This is a genomic window from Planctomycetota bacterium (genome assembly GCA_016872555.1).
Classification (GTDB): Bacteria; Planctomycetota; Planctomycetia; order Pirellulales; family UBA1268; genus F1-20-MAGs016.
In genome coordinates this window covers 94,622-110,984 of sequence record VGZO01000006.1, presented here as the reverse complement: position 1 = coordinate 110,984, position 16,363 = coordinate 94,622, and the positions used below count along the sequence as shown (strand labels likewise).

Annotated in this window: 14 protein-coding genes; 7 read left to right on the top strand and 7 right to left on the bottom strand. The window is 71.4% G+C overall.

The genetic code is table 11. The annotated features are described in order from the left end of the window. Positions 1 to 608: 608 nt before the first annotated feature. Both FJ309_03545 and FJ309_03540 read left to right on the top strand, forming a co-directional pair. Positions 609 to 2,420: a TolC family protein gene (locus FJ309_03545; protein ID MBM3953688.1), complete on the top strand. Its 1,812-nt coding sequence runs from the start codon at positions 609 to 611 to the stop codon at positions 2,418 to 2,420. A gap of 38 nt (positions 2,421 to 2,458) precedes the next feature. Further along, on the top strand, positions 2,459 to 4,048 hold the full coding sequence (locus FJ309_03540) for an aminoglycoside phosphotransferase (GenBank protein MBM3953687.1): 1,590 nt from the start codon (positions 2,459 to 2,461) through the stop codon (positions 4,046 to 4,048). Between the two features lie 27 nt (positions 4,049 to 4,075). Here FJ309_03540 and FJ309_03535 read toward each other — a convergent pair whose 3' ends face one another. Continuing rightward, entirely contained in the window at positions 4,076 to 5,296 is a 1,221-nt protein-coding gene (locus FJ309_03535) for a DUF1559 domain-containing protein (protein MBM3953686.1), read from the bottom strand. A gap of 144 nt (positions 5,297 to 5,440) precedes the next feature. Here FJ309_03535 and FJ309_03530 point away from each other — a divergent pair, with 144 nt between their 5' ends. Continuing rightward, a complete protein-coding gene (locus FJ309_03530) occupies positions 5,441 to 5,890 on the top strand; it encodes a DUF4281 domain-containing protein (GenBank protein ID MBM3953685.1) in 450 nt (149 codons plus the stop codon). Here FJ309_03530 and FJ309_03525 read toward each other — a convergent pair. Then, positions 5,883 to 6,803, bottom strand: coding sequence for a dihydrodipicolinate synthetase (locus FJ309_03525; GenBank protein ID MBM3953684.1), 921 nt, complete (start codon positions 6,801 to 6,803; stop codon positions 5,883 to 5,885). The genes FJ309_03530 and FJ309_03525 overlap by 8 nt on opposite strands. A 226-nt stretch (positions 6,804 to 7,029) precedes the next feature. Between FJ309_03525 and FJ309_03520 the strand changes: the two genes are divergently transcribed. After that, positions 7,030 to 7,827: an FHA domain-containing protein gene (locus tag FJ309_03520; GenBank protein MBM3953683.1), complete on the top strand. Its 798-nt coding sequence runs from the start codon at positions 7,030 to 7,032 to the stop codon at positions 7,825 to 7,827. Positions 7,828 to 7,836: 9 nt separating this feature from the next. On the opposite strand, the gene FJ309_03515 is transcribed toward FJ309_03520, so the two are convergent. Continuing rightward, positions 7,837 to 8,223 carry an acyl-CoA thioesterase gene (locus FJ309_03515; protein ID MBM3953682.1) on the bottom strand — a complete coding sequence of 129 codons (387 nt, stop codon included), beginning with the start codon at positions 8,221 to 8,223 and terminating at the stop codon, positions 7,837 to 7,839. Positions 8,224 to 8,394: 171 nt separating this feature from the next. Here FJ309_03515 and FJ309_03510 point away from each other — a divergent pair, with 171 nt between their 5' ends. Continuing rightward, complete coding sequence (locus FJ309_03510) at positions 8,395 to 8,862, top strand: acetolactate synthase (GenBank protein ID MBM3953681.1); 468 nt, start codon at positions 8,395 to 8,397, stop codon at positions 8,860 to 8,862. 27 nt (positions 8,863 to 8,889) lie between these two features. On the opposite strand, the gene FJ309_03505 is transcribed toward FJ309_03510, so the two are convergent. Beyond that, positions 8,890 to 9,552, bottom strand: coding sequence for a hypothetical protein (locus tag FJ309_03505; protein MBM3953680.1), 663 nt, complete (start codon positions 9,550 to 9,552; stop codon positions 8,890 to 8,892). A gap of 218 nt (positions 9,553 to 9,770) precedes the next feature. Between FJ309_03505 and FJ309_03500 the strand changes: the two genes are divergently transcribed. Together FJ309_03500 and FJ309_03495 are read left to right on the top strand one after the other, a co-directional pair. Next, the gene (locus tag FJ309_03500) at positions 9,771 to 10,439 is read left to right on the top strand and encodes a hypothetical protein (protein MBM3953679.1); all 669 of its coding nucleotides are present in this window, start codon (positions 9,771 to 9,773) and stop codon (positions 10,437 to 10,439) included. A gap of 7 nt (positions 10,440 to 10,446) precedes the next feature. After that, positions 10,447 to 11,772 (top strand): HD domain-containing protein, encoded by a 1,326-nt coding sequence (locus FJ309_03495; protein ID MBM3953678.1) that lies wholly within the window; start codon positions 10,447 to 10,449, stop codon positions 11,770 to 11,772. Between the two features lie 85 nt (positions 11,773 to 11,857). Here the strand turns inward: FJ309_03495 and FJ309_03490 are convergent, their stop codons facing one another. The 3 genes from FJ309_03490 to FJ309_03480 form a co-directional block, all read right to left on the bottom strand. After that, positions 11,858 to 12,259 carry a hypothetical protein gene (locus FJ309_03490; GenBank protein MBM3953677.1) on the bottom strand — a complete coding sequence of 134 codons (402 nt, stop codon included), beginning with the start codon at positions 12,257 to 12,259 and terminating at the stop codon, positions 11,858 to 11,860. 146 nt (positions 12,260 to 12,405) lie between these two features. Then, positions 12,406 to 14,532 carry a serine/threonine protein kinase gene (locus FJ309_03485; GenBank protein ID MBM3953676.1) on the bottom strand — a complete coding sequence of 709 codons (2,127 nt, stop codon included), beginning with the start codon at positions 14,530 to 14,532 and terminating at the stop codon, positions 12,406 to 12,408. Positions 14,533 to 14,714: 182 nt separating this feature from the next. Further along, positions 14,715 to 15,968, bottom strand: coding sequence for a PEP-CTERM sorting domain-containing protein (locus FJ309_03480; protein MBM3953675.1), 1,254 nt, complete (start codon positions 15,966 to 15,968; stop codon positions 14,715 to 14,717). Positions 15,969 to 16,363: the final 395 nt, after the last annotated feature.

Sequence of the window (16,363 nt, the reverse complement as noted above, 5' to 3'; positions counted from 1 at the left end):
TACCGGGTGTCGGCCAACGTCGGTCAGGGCGGGCAGTACGTCAAGGAAGGCGACGAGCTGTGTACGATCGTTCCCGACACCACCGACCGCGTCATCGAGCTGTTTCTCGACGGCATCGACGCGCCGATCGTGCTCGCCTATGCCGAGCAGAAGAAACAGATGCCGCACGTCCGGCTGCAGTTCGAGGGCTGGCCGGCGTTGCAGTTCTCGGGCTGGCCGGAATTGGCGATCGGCACGTTCGGCGGCCGGGTCCGTCAGGTCGATCCGGCCAGCGGCGGTGGCGGCCAGTTCAGGGTGCTCGTCGAACCAGAAGCAAAGCTCCAGGGCGATGCCTGGCCGGACGAGAACTTCCTCCGGCAGGGCAACCAGGCCGTCGGGTGGGTGTTCCTCAACCGGGTCACGCTCGGCTACGAGATCTGGCGAAGGCTCAACGGCTTCCCGCCGGTCCTCGCCCCCGGCCCCAAGGCCATGGACAAGGCCAAAGAAAAGGACAAGGACGGCAAGTCGAAGGCGCCCAAGATCAAGGTCACCTGACGGCCAAACGGCCGCCAACGCGGGGCGGTGTCCGGTCGCGCAGGCCGCTGGCCGCGCTCGTTGTCGCCCTCGTCGTGCACGGCGGGATCGCCGAAGCCACCGAGCCGCGCCGCTTCCGGCCGGCAGGAAGGGTCGCACCTCTCGCGCCAGGTCCCGAGGCCGAACTGCGCCTCGAGTCGGTGGTCAGTGCGTCGTTTCTCCGACTCGCCGACGAGGCTCCGGAGGGCCTGACGCCCCGGCGCGACGACGTCGACGCCCCGACCGACCCGAACGCGGAGCCCCAGCGCGATCCGGCGCCGCTGCCCCGACCGGCCGACGACGATGACGACGACACCGCGCTCGAGCGGGCCGCCACGTCGGGAGCGCTCCCACCCGGCAACCCGCGCGATCCCGACACGCTCCTCCCACCTCCTGCCAAACCGTCGGAGTACTACGGCGGCGACGTCGACGAGCGCGACGCTCCCCTGCTCCTCTCCGACGTCCTGGAGAGCGTGCAACTCCACTATCCGCTGCTCCAGGCGATCGAACGCGAGCGCGGGGTGGCCGCCGGGCGATTGACCACCGCGATGGGAGCCTTCGACACCGGGATCGGCATGTCGGGCAACGCCCTGGCTCCGGGCACCTACGAGAACTACCGCTCCGATTTCGGCTTGACGCAGCTCTTCCCCACGGCAGGCATCAGCGCCTTCGGCGGCTTCCGCAACGGCTACGGCGACTTCCCCACCTACAACCTCGCCCAGAAGACCGCCACCGGCGGCGAATGGCGCGGCGGGGTCACGATGCCGTTGGCCCGCAACCGCGACATCGACCGCCCGCGCGCCACGCGCGACCAAGCCCGGCTCGACATCGCGCTGGCCGAGCCGGTCATCGAGCGCACGCGGCTCGACTACCTGCGCGCCTCCGCCCGCACCTACTGGAACTGGCTCGGCAACGGCGAGCGGCTCGAGGCCACCGAGGAGCTGGTCGATCTGGCCGTCGAGCGCGATTCCGCGCTCGAGACGCGCGTCCAGCGCGGCGCCGCGGCGAACATCGAACGGATCGACAACCAGCAAAACGTCGCTCTCCGCAACGGCTTGGTCGTCAAGGCCGACCGCTCGCTGCAGCAGGCGACGATCGACCTGTCGCTGTTCTTCCGCGATGCGTCGGGCCGACCGCTACTCGCGTCGCGCCGGCGGATCCGCCCGATGGCCAAGCCCGTGCCCCCCGACCGGACGACGTTCGAGACGGCCCTCTCCCGGGCGCTCGCCGAGCGCCCCGAATTCGCCCGCCTCGCGCTCCAGCGCGAGAAGCTGGTCGTCGAGCGCCGCTTCGCCGCCAACCAGATGCTGCCGGTGATCGACAGCCAGCTCGTCGGCAACCAGGACGCCGCCTTCGGCAAGAGCCCGCTCTCGGGGCCTGACGGGCTCGACCGCCAGGTGCTCCAGGCGTCGCTCGTATTCCAACTGCCGGCCCAGCGGCGCGACGCCCGCGGCCGCCTCGAGACGATCGATTCGCAATTGATCCAGATCGACCGCCAGCTGGAGTATGCCGAGGACAACGTCCGCGCCGAGATCCAAGACGCCTATTCGCTCCTCGAACGCGCCTACGAATTTTACAAGCAGGCGACGCGCCAAGCCGAGCTCGCCACGCTCGTCGCCCGGGCCGAGCGCGAGCAACTCCGCCTCGGCCGCAGCGACATCCTCCGCGTCACGCTCCGCGAGCAGACCAAGTTCGACGCCCAGATCCTCGAGATCCTCGCCCGCCAGGAATATTGGCGGGCCGACAGCGACCTCCGCGCCGCCGACACGTCGCTCGGCCGCGACGCGCTCCCCGAGGTGCTGATGATGCTGCCGGCGGCACCGGCCCGCCCACCTGTCGAAGAGGTTCCACGGCCGGCGGCGAAGTAGCCACTCGCCGGCAGTGCCGGGGCGGCGATACTTGGGCCATGGATCTCCCGCCCGCTGCCGCCCCGCCGCTCGTCCGTCGCCTGCTCGAGCCGGCGGCCTACCCGCACCCGGTGAGCGACCTGCACCTCGTCGAAACCCACATCTCCTGGGTGTTCCTCACCGGCGCGCGGGCCTACAAGGTGAAGAAGCCCGTCGACCTCGGGTTTCTCGACTTCACCTCGCTCGAGCGCCGCCGCGCCTTCTGCCGCGAGGAGGTGCGGCTCAACGGCCGCTTCGCTCCCGAGCTGTACCTCGGGGCCGTGCCGATCGCCGGCCCGCCCGAGGCCGCCACGATCGGTGGCGCCGGTGAGCCGATCGAGTGGGCGGTCTGCCTCGAGCAGTTTCCCGAGCGCGACCGTCTCGACCACGTCCTCGAGCGCGGCGAGCTCTCGCCCGAGGATTGCGCGACGCTGGCCGGAGACGTTGCCGCTGTGCAGCGCGATCTGCTCGTCGCCGACACCGCCGCGCCGTGGGGGACGGCCGCGACGTTCCGGGCGATCGTCCACCTCAACCTCGATCAGCTGGTCGAGCACCGCCCCGATCTCGCCGACCGCGCGCGGGGGCTCGCCACCTGGATCGACGGCCAACTGGCACGGCACGGCGAGCGTCTCGCGGCGCGGCGCGGAGCCGGCCGGGTCCGCGAGTGCCATGGCGACCTCCACCTCGGCAATCTCGTGCGCCACCGGGGGCGGATCGTGGCCTTCGACGGGATCGAGTTCAACGAGTCGCTGCGCTGGATCGACGTCGCCAACGACGTCGCCTTCCTGGCGATGGATCTCCACGCGCGCGGCCGCCCCGACCTCGCCGCGACGGTCGTCAGCGCGTGGGTCGAGGCCGCCGACGACCATGCCGCGCTGCCGATCCTGCCGATGTACCTCGTCTACCGGGCGATCGTCCGGGCGGCGGTGGCGGCGATCCGCGCCGGCCAGACGGCTGGCTCCGGGCCCACGGCCGACGACGACTGCGTGCGCTACCTGGCCCTCGCCGAGCGCCTCGCCACCCCGACGCGACCGCTCCTCGTGGCCACCTGCGGGATCTCGGGGAGCGGCAAGTCGACGCTCGCCGCGGCGGTCGCCGCGGCGCTGGGGGCGATCCGCCTGCGCAGCGACGTCGAGCGGAAGCGCGGCGCCGGCCTCGCCCCGACCGACCGACCGGCCGACGCCACCGCCGTCGCCCTGCTGTATTCGGCGGCGACGACGCGCCGCACCTACGAGCGGCTCGCCGATCTCTCCGGCGCCGCGCTGGCGGCGGGGTGGAGCGTCGTGATCGACGCCGCCTGCCTGCGCCGCGAGCAGCGCGCCACGATCGCGGCGGTCGCGGCGCGCGGTGCCGTGGAGCTGGTATGGCTCGACCTCGACCTCCCGGCGGCCGTCGCCGCCGAGCGCGTCAGGGCGCGGGGCGGGGCCGACCCGTCCGACGCCACCGCCGCGGTGGTCGCCGCGCAGGTCGCGAGCCGCGAACCGATCACCGCCGCCGAGCTCGCATCCGCTACCGGCGGGCGTGCGAGTGTCGTGCCGGTGGCGGCCACCGGGGCGTTCGACGCCGCGACCGTGGCACGCGTGGCCCGGTTGGCGCGCGGCCCCGCGTGACCGCGCGCCCTCCGGCTCACATGCTGCTCACCAGTCGCCGACGACCGCGCCGTCGGCCGGATGGCAGACCGCCGCCCACGTCGCCGGGGCGATCGAATCGTCGACACTCCGCACGCTGGCGTCGCCGAGCGTGACGTTCATGATCCCGCCGTGGGGCGTCTGGGCACGCGACGAATCGCACGAGCTCTTCCAGTTGGGCGACGACTGGAACATCGCGCAAGTCGTGTACCCGGGATTGCTCGGGGACTGCATCGTCTCGTTGACGCAGAACACCGGCCGCCACCGGCTGTTGCTGTCGGACCACAGGCAGCCGTTGGTGCTCGGATCATCGGCGACGCCGCTCGAGCCGCACGTGCCGTAGCGTTCGGCGACCATCACGGTGCTGCTGGTGCCGTCGGGAAACGACTGCGAAATCCGTGACGCCCCCTGCATCCGCAGGTCTGGCGTCGCTGCCCCGGGATTGCCGAAGACGTTGTAGTTGGTGGCATAGTTGCCGACCGCCCACTGGTTCGCGCCGCCACTGGTGGTCGCTCCCATGCCGCCGGGGCTCGAGGTCTCGGTGGGGCAGATGTAGAGCGGAATCGACACCGAATAGATCACGCCGGCTCCTGGCGCTCCGGGCACCGGTGTGTAGACCGAGCGCTGGGTCATCGCCAGGTCATACAGCGGCGCCTGCTCGACATACGGCAGGAGCCACGTGAAGACGGTGAAGCCGACGACGCCGTAGAACGGGCCGCGCTGGAGGAGCGGATCGCGGCTGGTGGGGGCGGTGATCGGCGGCAGGTAGCGCTTGGCGTCGTTGATGTTGTGCAGCGCCAGGCCGACCTGCTTGAGGTGGTTCTTGCACTGGATCCGGCGGGCGGCCTCGCGGGCGGCCTGGACGGCCGGCAGGAGCAAGCCGACGAGCGTGCCGATGATCGCGATCACGACGAGCAGTTCGACGAGCGTGAAGGCGGCACGGGAGCGGCCGGGACGACGGAAGAGGGGCCGGGACGACATCGGGATGTCTCCTGCGGGTTGGAGGCCGCGGTACGGTTCCGGGAGGAACCGCGGGCCGAGCGGGGCGGGGCAGTTCAAGGTCCCATCCGCCTCGGAGGGGAACTGCACGACTGCGGCAAGGAGTGCACGGTGTGGCCGGGCGGCTACGGCACCCCTCGCGGGGGTAGGAACACGCGGTACGTTAGCCCACGATGCCATTCCCGCCAACACGCGGCCCCGGCAGCACATCCCGCGCCGAACCGATCCCATCCCCTGGAAATCGGCCCGAAAACACCTTTGGCAAAAGGTTTAGCCCCTCGTAACCCCCGTGGCGAGAGCCGGTGGCCTGGCCGGCTTGCCGCGACCGGTCGGAGCGGGTGATGCTCCCCCTTCCCCGCACCCTGGAGGCTGCTGATGGCCGAGACCTATTTCCGAGTCACCAACACGGTGGCCCTTCTCGCCTGGATCCTCCTCCTGGTTCAGCCCGGGCAGCGCTGGGTCTCCCAGCGGCTGTGCGCGACGGTGGTGCCGGGGTTGCTCGCGGTGACCTACGCCGCGGTGATCGGCTGGAAACTGGCCACGGGGGGACCGCCGCCGGGCGATCTGACGACGCTGGCGGGCCTGCGCGGCGCCTTCGCCGACGACTGGGTCCTGGCAGCGGCCTGGACCCACTACCTCGTCTTCGACATGGTGGTCGGCGCGTGGGTGGCCCGCGATGCCGTCCGCTGCGGAGTGCCCTGGCCGCTCCGGTCCGTCGCCCTCGCGCTGACGTTCCTCGCCGGTCCGGTCGGATTCCTCCTCCACCTCGTCATCCGCCAGCAGCACGGTGCCGGGCTGGATGCCGACGGGCCGCAGGTCAACTGACCCCGCGCCCGTGGTGCCCGTGGGCGGCGAGCACGGCTTCGATCCGGCCGCGTTGCTCGGCCGACGGCTGGCGGAGCGGCGGGCGCACCGGACCGCAGTCGATCCCGACGCGGGCCATCGCCGCCTTGAAGGCGGGCAGCGGTTGCGGGCAACAGGCGGCGATCTCCTCGATCAAGCGCGTCGCCCCGGCCTGGAGCCGCTCCGCCTCACCCCAGTCGCCGCCGGTGCGTGCGGCGGCGATGCCGACGAACGGTGCCGCGGCGAAGTTGTAGGTGCTCCCCACGGCCCCGCGCACGCCGAGGGCGAGCGCCTCGACGAGCCGCTCGTCGCGCCCGAAGAGGAGATCGTAGCGGCCACCGGCGACGCGCAGGCAGGCGGCGAGATCGTCGAGGTCGTCGTGGGTGAACTTCGCCCCCGCCAGCGACGGCACGCGCGAGCCCGCATGCGTGAGGAACTCGGCCACGCTCACCGCGACGCCGGTCATCGACGGGATGTGGTAGAAATAAAACGGCGTGTTCGGCGCGGCATCGGCGACGGCTGCACACCAGTCGACGAGCCCTTCCAGCCCCACCGGCCGGAAGAAGAACGGCGCCAGGCACGCGATCCCGTACGCCCCGGCGGCCTCGGCATGGGCGGCGAGCGCCCGGCAGTCGGTCAGGGCCAGCCCGCCGACGTGGACGAAGATCCGGAACCCCGGCGGGCTCGAGCGGATCCACACCTCGGCGACGCGCTGCCGCTCCTCGCGCGACAGCGACATCCCCTCGCCGGTCGTACCGCAGACGAAGGCGCCGACGACGCCAGAGCCGGCGAGATGCGCGGCGTAGGCCGGGATCACGTCGAGGGCCAGGTCGCCGTCGGCCGTGAACGGCGTGAACGGGGCGGCGACGAGCCCGACCGTGTGCGTACCCTTCATCGACACCCCTCCGGCGACCGTGCGGCGGCGCTGGCGGCGACGACCGTCGCCGCCCGGCTGGGCAACCATACCACCTGCCGCCGGCGCGGGGCGACGGTGGCGGCGATCCCGCAGCCGCGCGTGCCCTGGCCGAAAGCCGCGGCCGTCGCTGGTTTTTCCCGAGCGCGGGGTAGCATGGAGCGGGGGAGCAGCGGGGCACCGCTCCCCTCGCGCAGGAGGTGCCGGGATGAGTGCCGCGGATTCGGAGATCTCCTCGGCCGGCGAGTCGTCCGGCAGTGATTCGCTGTTCGATTCGTTCGACGGCTGGGCCCAACTCCTCCGCCAGCCCGCGCCGGTCGACGTCGCGGCCACGGTTCCCGCGGACACCGCCAGCTTCGTCCCGGCCGGCCCACGGCGCCCCCCGCCGGAGGCTTTCCCCTACCGGCCGCTGCACCGTCCCCCGATGGCGCTGGTGCGGGTCATCGACGACGGCCGCGAGGATGGCGAGACGATCCGGCTGCGCGGGGCGGGCATCGACATCGGCCGCTCGGGCGCCGGTGTCGTGATCCCCCACGACGACGCGATGGCGCCGCTCCACGCCCGGATCGTGCTCCTGCCCGACGGCACCTGGCAATTGATCGACCTCGGGGGCACGACCGGAACGTTCGTCCGCGTCACCGAAGCCCGGCTCCGCCACGGCGGCTGCCTCCTCATGGGAGCGACCCGGCTCCGCTTCGAACGCGACACCGCCGGTGACGTCGCCTGGCTCGTCCACCGACCCGACGACGGGCCGCATCGCCGCCACCCCTGCGGCGCCACCGGGTGCACCGTCGGCGGCCACGGCGGATCGGCGGCGATCGTCCTCGACGACCCGTTCGTCAGCCCGCTCCACGCCGAGGTATTCCGCGTCGAGCGCCAGTGGCGGATCGTCAACCGCGGCCGCAACGGGCTGTGGATGCGGATCGAGCGGCCGGTCCGGCTCTCGGCCGCGGCGCAGTTCCAGTGCGGCGAGCAGCGGTTCGTGTTCGAGCCGCTACCGGGCTGAGGGACGTCGTCAGCCGCGCAACCAGTCGGGCAGCCGGCGGACGCGGCCGTCGCGGTCGACGCAGACGACGACCGTCCGCCCGGTGGCGAGGATCCGCCCGTCGCGGATGATCTCGTAGGCGTGGGTGATGCTCGCCCCCCCGACGGCCTCGAGCGTGGTGCGGAGCGTGAGCAGGTCGTCGTAGGCGGCCGCCTCGCGGTAGCGGCAGGTGGCCTCCGACACCACCAGCATCAGCCCCGCCTCCTCGAACGCCCTGTATGTCGCGCCGGTCGAGCGGAGCATCTCGGTCCGGCCGATCTCGAAGTAGGTGAAATAGTTGGCGTGGTGGACCCGCTGTTGACCGTCGGTCTCCTGGTAGCGGACGCGGATCTGGACGTCGTGGCTGGCTGCCGTCATGGAGGACTCCCTCGGCGGATCGCGGCGGTCGTTTGACCCGTCGCGCGGACCGTCCATATTCTGGGCGGTCCGGACCGGGGATGGGACTCCACCCCCGCCTGCCGCGTCCGGCCGTCAGCAACCCCACGGAGCCGCGACGTGAGCACCGACGACAGCGGGGGCAACTCCGGCATCGGTTTCGCCACCGCCCGGGGCCGGCAGTGGCCGACGCTCCGGCAGTTCACCGTGTTCCTCGAGAACCGGGTCGGACAGCTGCTCGAGGTGGTGCGGCGCTTCGACGGCTCGCGCGTCCGCGTCGTGGCGCTGTCGATCGCCGATTCGGGGGAGTGCTCGTTCGTCCGCTTCCTCGTCAGCCATCCCGACCAGGGGCGCGAGATCCTCGAGCGCGCCGGGTTGCCGCTGATCGAGAGCGACCTGATCGGCGTCGAGCTCTCCAACGCACCGCAGCCGCTCCTCCAGGTCTGCACGGCGCTGTTGCAGGCCGAGGTCAACATCATCCAGGCGTATCCGATCATGGTCCGGCCGCGCGGCCGCCCCGTGGTCGCCCTGATGGTCGACAACACGGAGATGGGATTGGAAACCCTCGGCCGCAAGGGGTTCACGATGATCTCGGAATCGGATCTCGACGACGTCGAATGAGGCCCGCGCGGCGGCGGGCGTCCGCCGTCATTCGAACATCCCGTCGGGCAGCCCTTCGACCTGCCGGACGACGATCTTCTGGATCGAATCCCACGACACGGCGGTGAGGGTCACGCTCCCGTCGGCGGCCTGGCTGGCGAACAGCCCGTGCGAGCCGCTCGACCAGTGCGGCTCGTACCACTCCGGCAGGATCACGCTGCCGCCGCTGACGTGCAGTTCGACGATCCCGCCGTGCTCGCGCTCCGCCCACAACCGGGCGACGAGCCGCGCCGTCGGGTTGACCGGCTGGTCGGCGTCGGGCGCCGCCCATTCGCGCGGCGGCGCGTGTATCATGATCGTGTTCTCCTCCTCGGGTCGGGCCGGTCCGCCGACCGCCTCGAACAGCGCGTCGAGCGCCGAAGCGTCGTTGCCGGAACGGGCGGCAGGTGCGGGGGGCTTGGCCGGTGGCGGGACCGCGGCCGGCGCCTTGACGGCTGGAGGCGGGCTGGGCGGCAACGCGGCGGGCGCCGCCGGGATGACGACGTCGACACCGCACTTCGTGCAGGCGCCTCGTTTCCCGGCCAGGCGGGCCGCGACCTTGATGTGGTGCCCGTTCGGGCAGTGAAAGGAGATCACGCCGCCCGCCTGCCGGGAGGGATCGGTGCCCGCCTGATCGGCTGACTTGCCCTCGACGCCCTTCGCATCACCCATCACGACCTCCTCGCGAGCCCGCTCCCTCGGCGGCCGCCCTCCCGCTCGCCCCCGGACTCCGAGTGTAGCCGGAGCGGCGCCGCGATCCCGCCGCACGCGACCGCCGGCCCGGCGCGCGCACGCCGAAGGAGGGACGCGGCGTTGGCTTGACGGCCGCGGGCCACGGTCTGACACTGCCCGCCACGGGGTGGGCCTCTTCTCGGGCGGCGGGAGCGACCATGGCGATTTCGGTGATGTGCCCGGGCTGCAAGACGGTGTTTTCCGTCAGCGACAAGTTCGCCGGAAAGACCGGACCGTGCCCGAAATGCAAGCAGCAGATCACCGTCCCGGCAGCGAGCAAGGGGATCGTGATCCACGAGCCCGAGGCCCCGTCGACGACCTCGACGGCCTCCGGGCGGGCGCCGACGGCGCCGCTTGTCCGCTTCGACCTGCCGATGAGCACCACGCAGTGGGTGGTCTGGGGGATGCTCTTGCCCCTCGGGCTGTTCCTCGCCCTGGCCGCGCGGTTCCTGTTCGGTGCCGGGCAGGCACCGGGCTGGTGCCTCGCCGCCGCCGCGCTGCTGTTCGCCATTCCCTGCGCACGGCTCGGCTACGAGGCGATCCGCGACCGAGAGCTCGAGCCCTACCGCGGCCTGCCGCTCACGCTCCGGACGCTCGTCTGCGGCGCCGCCTGGGCCCTGCTGTGGTTCGCTCACGGCTTCATCCCGCCCGACATGACGCGCGAGCTGTGGCAGTGGCTGTTCATCGGGCCGATCTTCTTCGGCGTCGGCGCGCTGGCGGCGCTGGCGGCGTTCGATTTCGACTGGGGCACGGCCGTGGCCCATTTCTCGCTGTACGCGATCGTCACCGCCCTGGCCCGCTGGCTGGCCGGTTTCCCGCCGGTCTGAAGCGCACATGCCGTACGACGACCTTCCGGAGCTGACGGCCCTTTCCGACACGCCGGGCGTGCGCGTCCCCCCTGACGTCACCGTCCCGCTCACCGACCGCGCCCGGCACCTGCTCGATCTGCCCCCCCTCCGTCGCCTCGCCCGGGTCAGCCAGCTCGGCTTGGTGGCACTGGTCTATCCCGGGGCCGTCCACTCGCGGCTCGAGCACTCGCTGGGGGTCTACCGGCTGGCGCTCGACTACCTCGCCCGCCTCCGGCACGACGAGACCTTCCGCGCCACCGTCGGGCCCGACGACGCGGCCGCGTTCCTCGTCGCCGCACTCGTGCACGACATCGGGCACTGGCCCTACTGCCACCCGCTCGAGGACATGGGGCTCGAGGAATTGCCGCGCCACGAGGATCTCGCCGCCGCGGCACTGGCGCTCCCCGAGGTCGCGGCCGTCCTCGCGGACGAGTGGAGGCTCGACCATCGCCGCGTCGCCTCCCTCGTCGCCGGCACGGCCGACGACCCCGCCGGCCGGTTGATCGGGACCCTGCTGTCGGGCCCGATCGACGTCGACAAGATGGACTACCTGGCGCGCGACAGTCTCCATGCCGGCGTGCCCTACGGCCGGCACTTCGATCAGGATCGCCTCCTCGCCAGCCTGTGCATCGACCGCCGGGGCCGGCTGGCGATCGGGGACAAGGGGCGCTGCGCCGCGGAGCTGATGGTCTTCGCCCGCTACGTGATGTTCGCCGAGGTCTACTGGCACCATGCCGTGCGCTCGGCCACGGCGATGCTGCAGCGCGCGGTGTGGATCCTCCGCCCGGTGCTCGACGTGGCGATGCTGACGCGGACCGACGACGCCGGCTTCACCGCCTGGATCACCGCCGCCGCCCGTGGCACCGCGGCCGAGCGGCTCGTGGACGGCCTGTTCGGCTCCCGCCGCGCGCTCCACAAGCGCGTCGCCGTGTTCGACGCGGTCGACGAACCCGCCGTCCACGGCGCGCTGGCCGGTCTGCCCTATCCGCGGCTCGTCGCCACCGCCCGGCGGCTCTCCGCGGCGCTGGCCCACGATCTGAGGATCCCCGTGGCCGACGACGACCTGCTGATCGACGCCCCGCCGGTGCACCGCGAGGTCGAGTTCGACATCGCGGTCCGCTCCGCCGGGCCGGATCGGCGCGAGCGGCCCCTCGCCGAGTGCAGTCCGGTGGTGCGGGCGCTGGCGCGGGAACAGTTCGACCGGCTCGTGAAGCGGGTCCGCCTGTTCGCCCCCGCCGGGGCCGCCGAACGGCTCGCGGGACGGACCGATCTGGCGGCGCGCCTCCTCGCGGCGGTCGCCGACGGCCAGTGAAACCCCGTGGAAAACGCGTCGGGCCGGCCCCTCGCGGAGCCGTCCCGACATCACGATCGATCGCTGCGTCCGCCCGTCCAGTGGCTCACTGCGCCGGGACAGGGAGCTTTCCTTCCTTGATCAGGTCACCGAACTTCGGCGAATCGGGCTTGGCTGGATCGCTCGGCATCGCCGCCACCTTCTCGAGCGATGCCCTGATCTTCTCGACGTTCTTGGCGTCGTCCTTCTTGTCGAGGAGATCGGCCAGCGCGTTGCCGTAGGCGTTGCGGTCCTTCTTGTTCATCCCCATGTGGCAGACGTTGCACTTCGCGGTTTCGACCGCGGCGGCCAGCGCCTTGTCGGCCGGAGCACCGCTGTCGGGCTTGACGTACACGGCCTTGAACTCGTCGAAGAACTGCTTGATGGCGAAAGCCGGACGGGCCGAAGCCGCCGTCACCAGCGCCACCGCGATCGCGCCCGCACCACCGATCGAAGAACCGCGCAACATCGGAACACTCCCAGGGAATCGCGGCCCCGCGGCCATCCTGATTGGCTGGCACACGGCGGTCGCTCGGGGCGCCGGCCACCACGGCCCGACGCCGGGGAAAATTGGAATCGGCGGTCACTACCGCTGTCAACAAACCGGCGCCGTCGTCACCTTCGCGGCGGCACCGGCTCGTGCGTCAACGGGCGGGGAGCCGACGAGTAGTCGATGTCGATCCGCTCGGCGGCGCCGTCGATCCGGCGCCAGACGCCGCTCCCCTCGTACCGGCCACCGCTGTCGGACCACTCGACCCCCGGCCGGTACGCGGCCGGCACGTCGATCCCCGTCTGTTCGATCAAGGCGGATCCGTCGGGGACGACGAACCGGCACCCGGTCGCCTCGCCCCGGAGCCGCGGCGGCACCGGGCGGGCCGGCGAGTCGAGCAGCGCGGCGAACCCCTCCGCGCCGCGGAACGTCGCGTTCCGCAGGTCGAGATTGACCGTCAGGCCGGCGGTGCCCCCCCGCGGACTGCCGTCGGCGACCAGAAACCTGCCGGCGAGATCGCATTCCCCGTCGATCCACTCGCACGACAGCGTTCCGCCGCCCGAGGCCTCGACGAGGATCGCCATGCCGCGAACTCGCGTGGCGGTGAAGCGGAGGTGGCTCGGCAGCGGCTCGGCCGGCTCGTCGACGCCCCGAAACCGGACGACCGTCGCCGCTCCGGTCGGGTCCGCGCCGTTTACCACCGCAGCGCCGTCGCCGTCGATCGCGACGTGATCGCAGACCAGCCGGCCACCCGGTCCGACGGAGAACAACGGCCGGCGGCCCGCGGCGCGGAACGACACCCGTTCGATCGACAGCGCTCCCTTGCCGACACGGCAGGCCCCCTCCGCGCCGACGACGGCCTCGTCGGCGAAGTGGACCACAGGCGCGTGCCCGGGAGCGGCACGGACAGTCACGCTCCGATCGCCCACGGACCATGCCGGTTCGTCGTGGACGCCGTCGAAAGCCAACTCGACGACATCCCCTTCCGCGGCGCCGGCGAGGGCGGCGGCGACCGACTCCCATTCTGCCGGTCCGGCGGGGGCGTCGACGACGCGCCGGGGCGGCCGGTCCACGGCCAGCTCCCCCCGGGCCGACACCGGCGCCGGACGCGCTGCGGGGTCGGTTGCCGCGAGCCGGAAGCGCTCCCGCGCCGAGGCCACGAGCAGGCCGGCGACGAGCACCGCCAACGCTGCCAGCGGTAGCAGCCAGGTGACGCGCGACATCCCCCCGCCGCTTCTCTCCGCGGCGATCTCGCTCGCGCCAGCGGCCCGCGACACCGTCAGGTCGATCCCGCAATCCTCGGCGATCGGGATCAGGTCGGCGACGAGATCGGCCGGGGTCTGGTAGCGGTCGGCAGGGTCCTTCTCCATCAGCCGGCCGACGGCGGCCGCCAAGCCGCGGGGTACGTCGGGGCGGAGTTGCTCCACGGGTACCGGACGCAGTTGCTGGTGATGCAGCAGCTTCTGCAGGAGCGTGCCGTCGGCGAACGGCGGGCGGCCGGCGAGCATGAAATAGACCGTGCACCCCAGCGAGTAGAGGTCGCTGCGGACATCGGCGGCACGCGGGTCGCGAGCCTGCTCGGGGGAGATGTAGTCGAAGGTCCCGAGGGTCATCCCGCTCTGCGTCAGATCCTCGTCCTCGGCGATCCGGTGTCGGCGGGCCAACCCCATGTCGACCAACCGCGCCCGGCCTTCGGGGGTGATGATGATGTTCGAGGGCTTGATATCGCGGTGGACCACCTCACGTTCGGCGGCATGGTCGAGAGCCGCCGCGATTTGCACGGTAAAGCGGATCACGCTGGCGACGTCGAGCGGTCCGCCGCGCGCCACCACGTCGCGGAGATTGGTGCCGTCGATGAACTCGAAAACGATGAAATGCCAACCATCCTCGCTGCCGACCGCGTACACCCGGCCGATATTCTCGTGATCGAGCCGGGCCGCCGACTGCGCCTCGACGTTGAAGCGGCGCAGCATCTCGGCATCGGCGGAGTGCCGCCGGGACAGCACCTTGACGGCGACCGGCCTGTCGAGCGTGGTGTCGAGGGCGCGAAACACCGCCCCCATCCCGCCACCCCCGACGAACTCGTCGAGGCGGTAGGCGCCGAGGACGCGGCCTTCGAGGGCGCGACCGATCTCGTTGACGGTCGCCGTCGCGAGCGCCGCGTCTTCGGGGCGGGCGGAGAGGATCGTGGCTTCGTCCGGGAGCGGTGCGCGGGAGGCGGCACCGGCGGCCGAGCCGTGGGAATCGTCCATGCAGGCGATCTTACTCGGCAGCGGGAGGGTCTGACCTCCCGAGCCCTCGACCTGTCGATCACCCGTCGGTGTCGGGGAGGGCTTTTCGCAAGACGGCGGCCAAAACCCGATCCACCGCACGCAGAGGGTGGATCGGTCTTACGGGGCGGGTGATGCCCCGCGCCCGCGGACGGATCGAGAGGTCAGCAGCCGAGGGCGGTCGATGCCACGAGGCGGCGGCGACGGATCCAGTTGCCGACGAAGCCCAGAGCACCTGCAGTACCGACGAGTGCGACGGAGGACGGCTCGGGGACGGCGGCGATGCGGAACCCACGGGGAGCATTGGCCATCGAACCGAGCACGTAGGGAGGAGCGGTCGCGCTGTTGAACGTGCTGATACCGCTTTCGGTGGTCGCGTAGCTGCCCGACACCTGGGCATAGCGGGTCGAATCGGTCGGGCTCACGGTGTCGGTCATCTCATTGACGTTGCCGAGCATGTCGTACATGCCGTAGGCCGACGTCACGGTCGAGAAGTTGGCGACCGGCAGCACTGATCCGTTCGCTCCACCGGCATAGTTGGCAGCGAAGGCATTGGTCGGGGTCGAGGCGTTGCCGATGGCCGGGAGCGTGCCATTGAGCGCTGGGTTGACCGACGAGATGGACGGATAGTTGAGGTAGCTGGTCGTGGCGACATCGTAAAATGCTGCCTTGGTCCACTCGTCCATGCTCGGCAGGTAGTAAACAGCACCGGCATTACGGGTGGCGATGTTGCCGGAGGTGCGACCGTCGAGGGTGTAGCTGCCCGTCTCCGTGTTGGCGCTGAGATCGGCTCCGTTGGAAAGCCAGTTCGCGAACCGGGCGGCGCTGAACCACGACACCCAGTTGATCGGCTTGTTGTCGTTGCCGGTGCCGACCACGGAGTAGGTGTAGCTGCCGACCGTGCCGGCGCGGCGGATCATGTAGGCGCTGCCGGCGCTGTTGGCGGCGGTCTCGTCGTAGACACCGTACAGCCCCTGCTTCCCCGCCGACGAATTGTTCAGAAACGTGACGTACTGCGAATTGGTCGTCTCGGTGTTGGCCATCTTGTAGTAGTAGCCGACCCTACCGAAGCCGTTGCCTGCCGTGACGGTATTGCCGGGGTCACCGACCACGGTCATGTCGACGGACAACACCGGCCCGGCGTAGCACGCCGATGCGGCAGCGACGAGCAGCAAGGCGAGGCAGCCGGAGAAGGTTCGGCCACGGGCGTCGAGGATCCGGGCCGACCGGCCGCTGCCCCACGTCCACTTTTTGTTCGTTCGGCGGCACATGCCGCTGTTTTGCGGGGCAGCGCCCTTGCGGCGGTATTCCGGCCGCTTCTTCTTCCCCATCATCGGCTCGCGAGCCCTGCCGAAGCCCACGGCGCGGGGACGATTCTCTCCATCATCGACGTTGTCGAAATCCACGAACGTGCTCACGAGCAGTTCCTTTCGCTGTGCCCCGAGGGGCGAGTTGAAAACGTTTTTGGGAATGAACTTCCGTACACTACTACGCCAGTCTGCGAGCGACCGCAGCACCGACCCAGGGACTTTTTCAGAGCAGCCATGTCCCGCGGACCGCCCCGCGGGCTCCCTCGACACCGCTCTGCCTCGCTGATGGCACCGGCATACGGCGAGGGAATCGCTTCCTCGCCACCGCGCCACCCACGCCTGCCACGATCACCTTCCAGGACTGCACGCCAAGGCCGCACAGCACCCCGGGACCGTCACCAGCCGACCACCGAGTGGCGACCGGACCGCCCGTTCTCTTCGTTCGCCGTCCGTCTCCGTGCCCCCGCGGGCGTACGGCTGTTCGGCCGGCTGCACGTCACCAC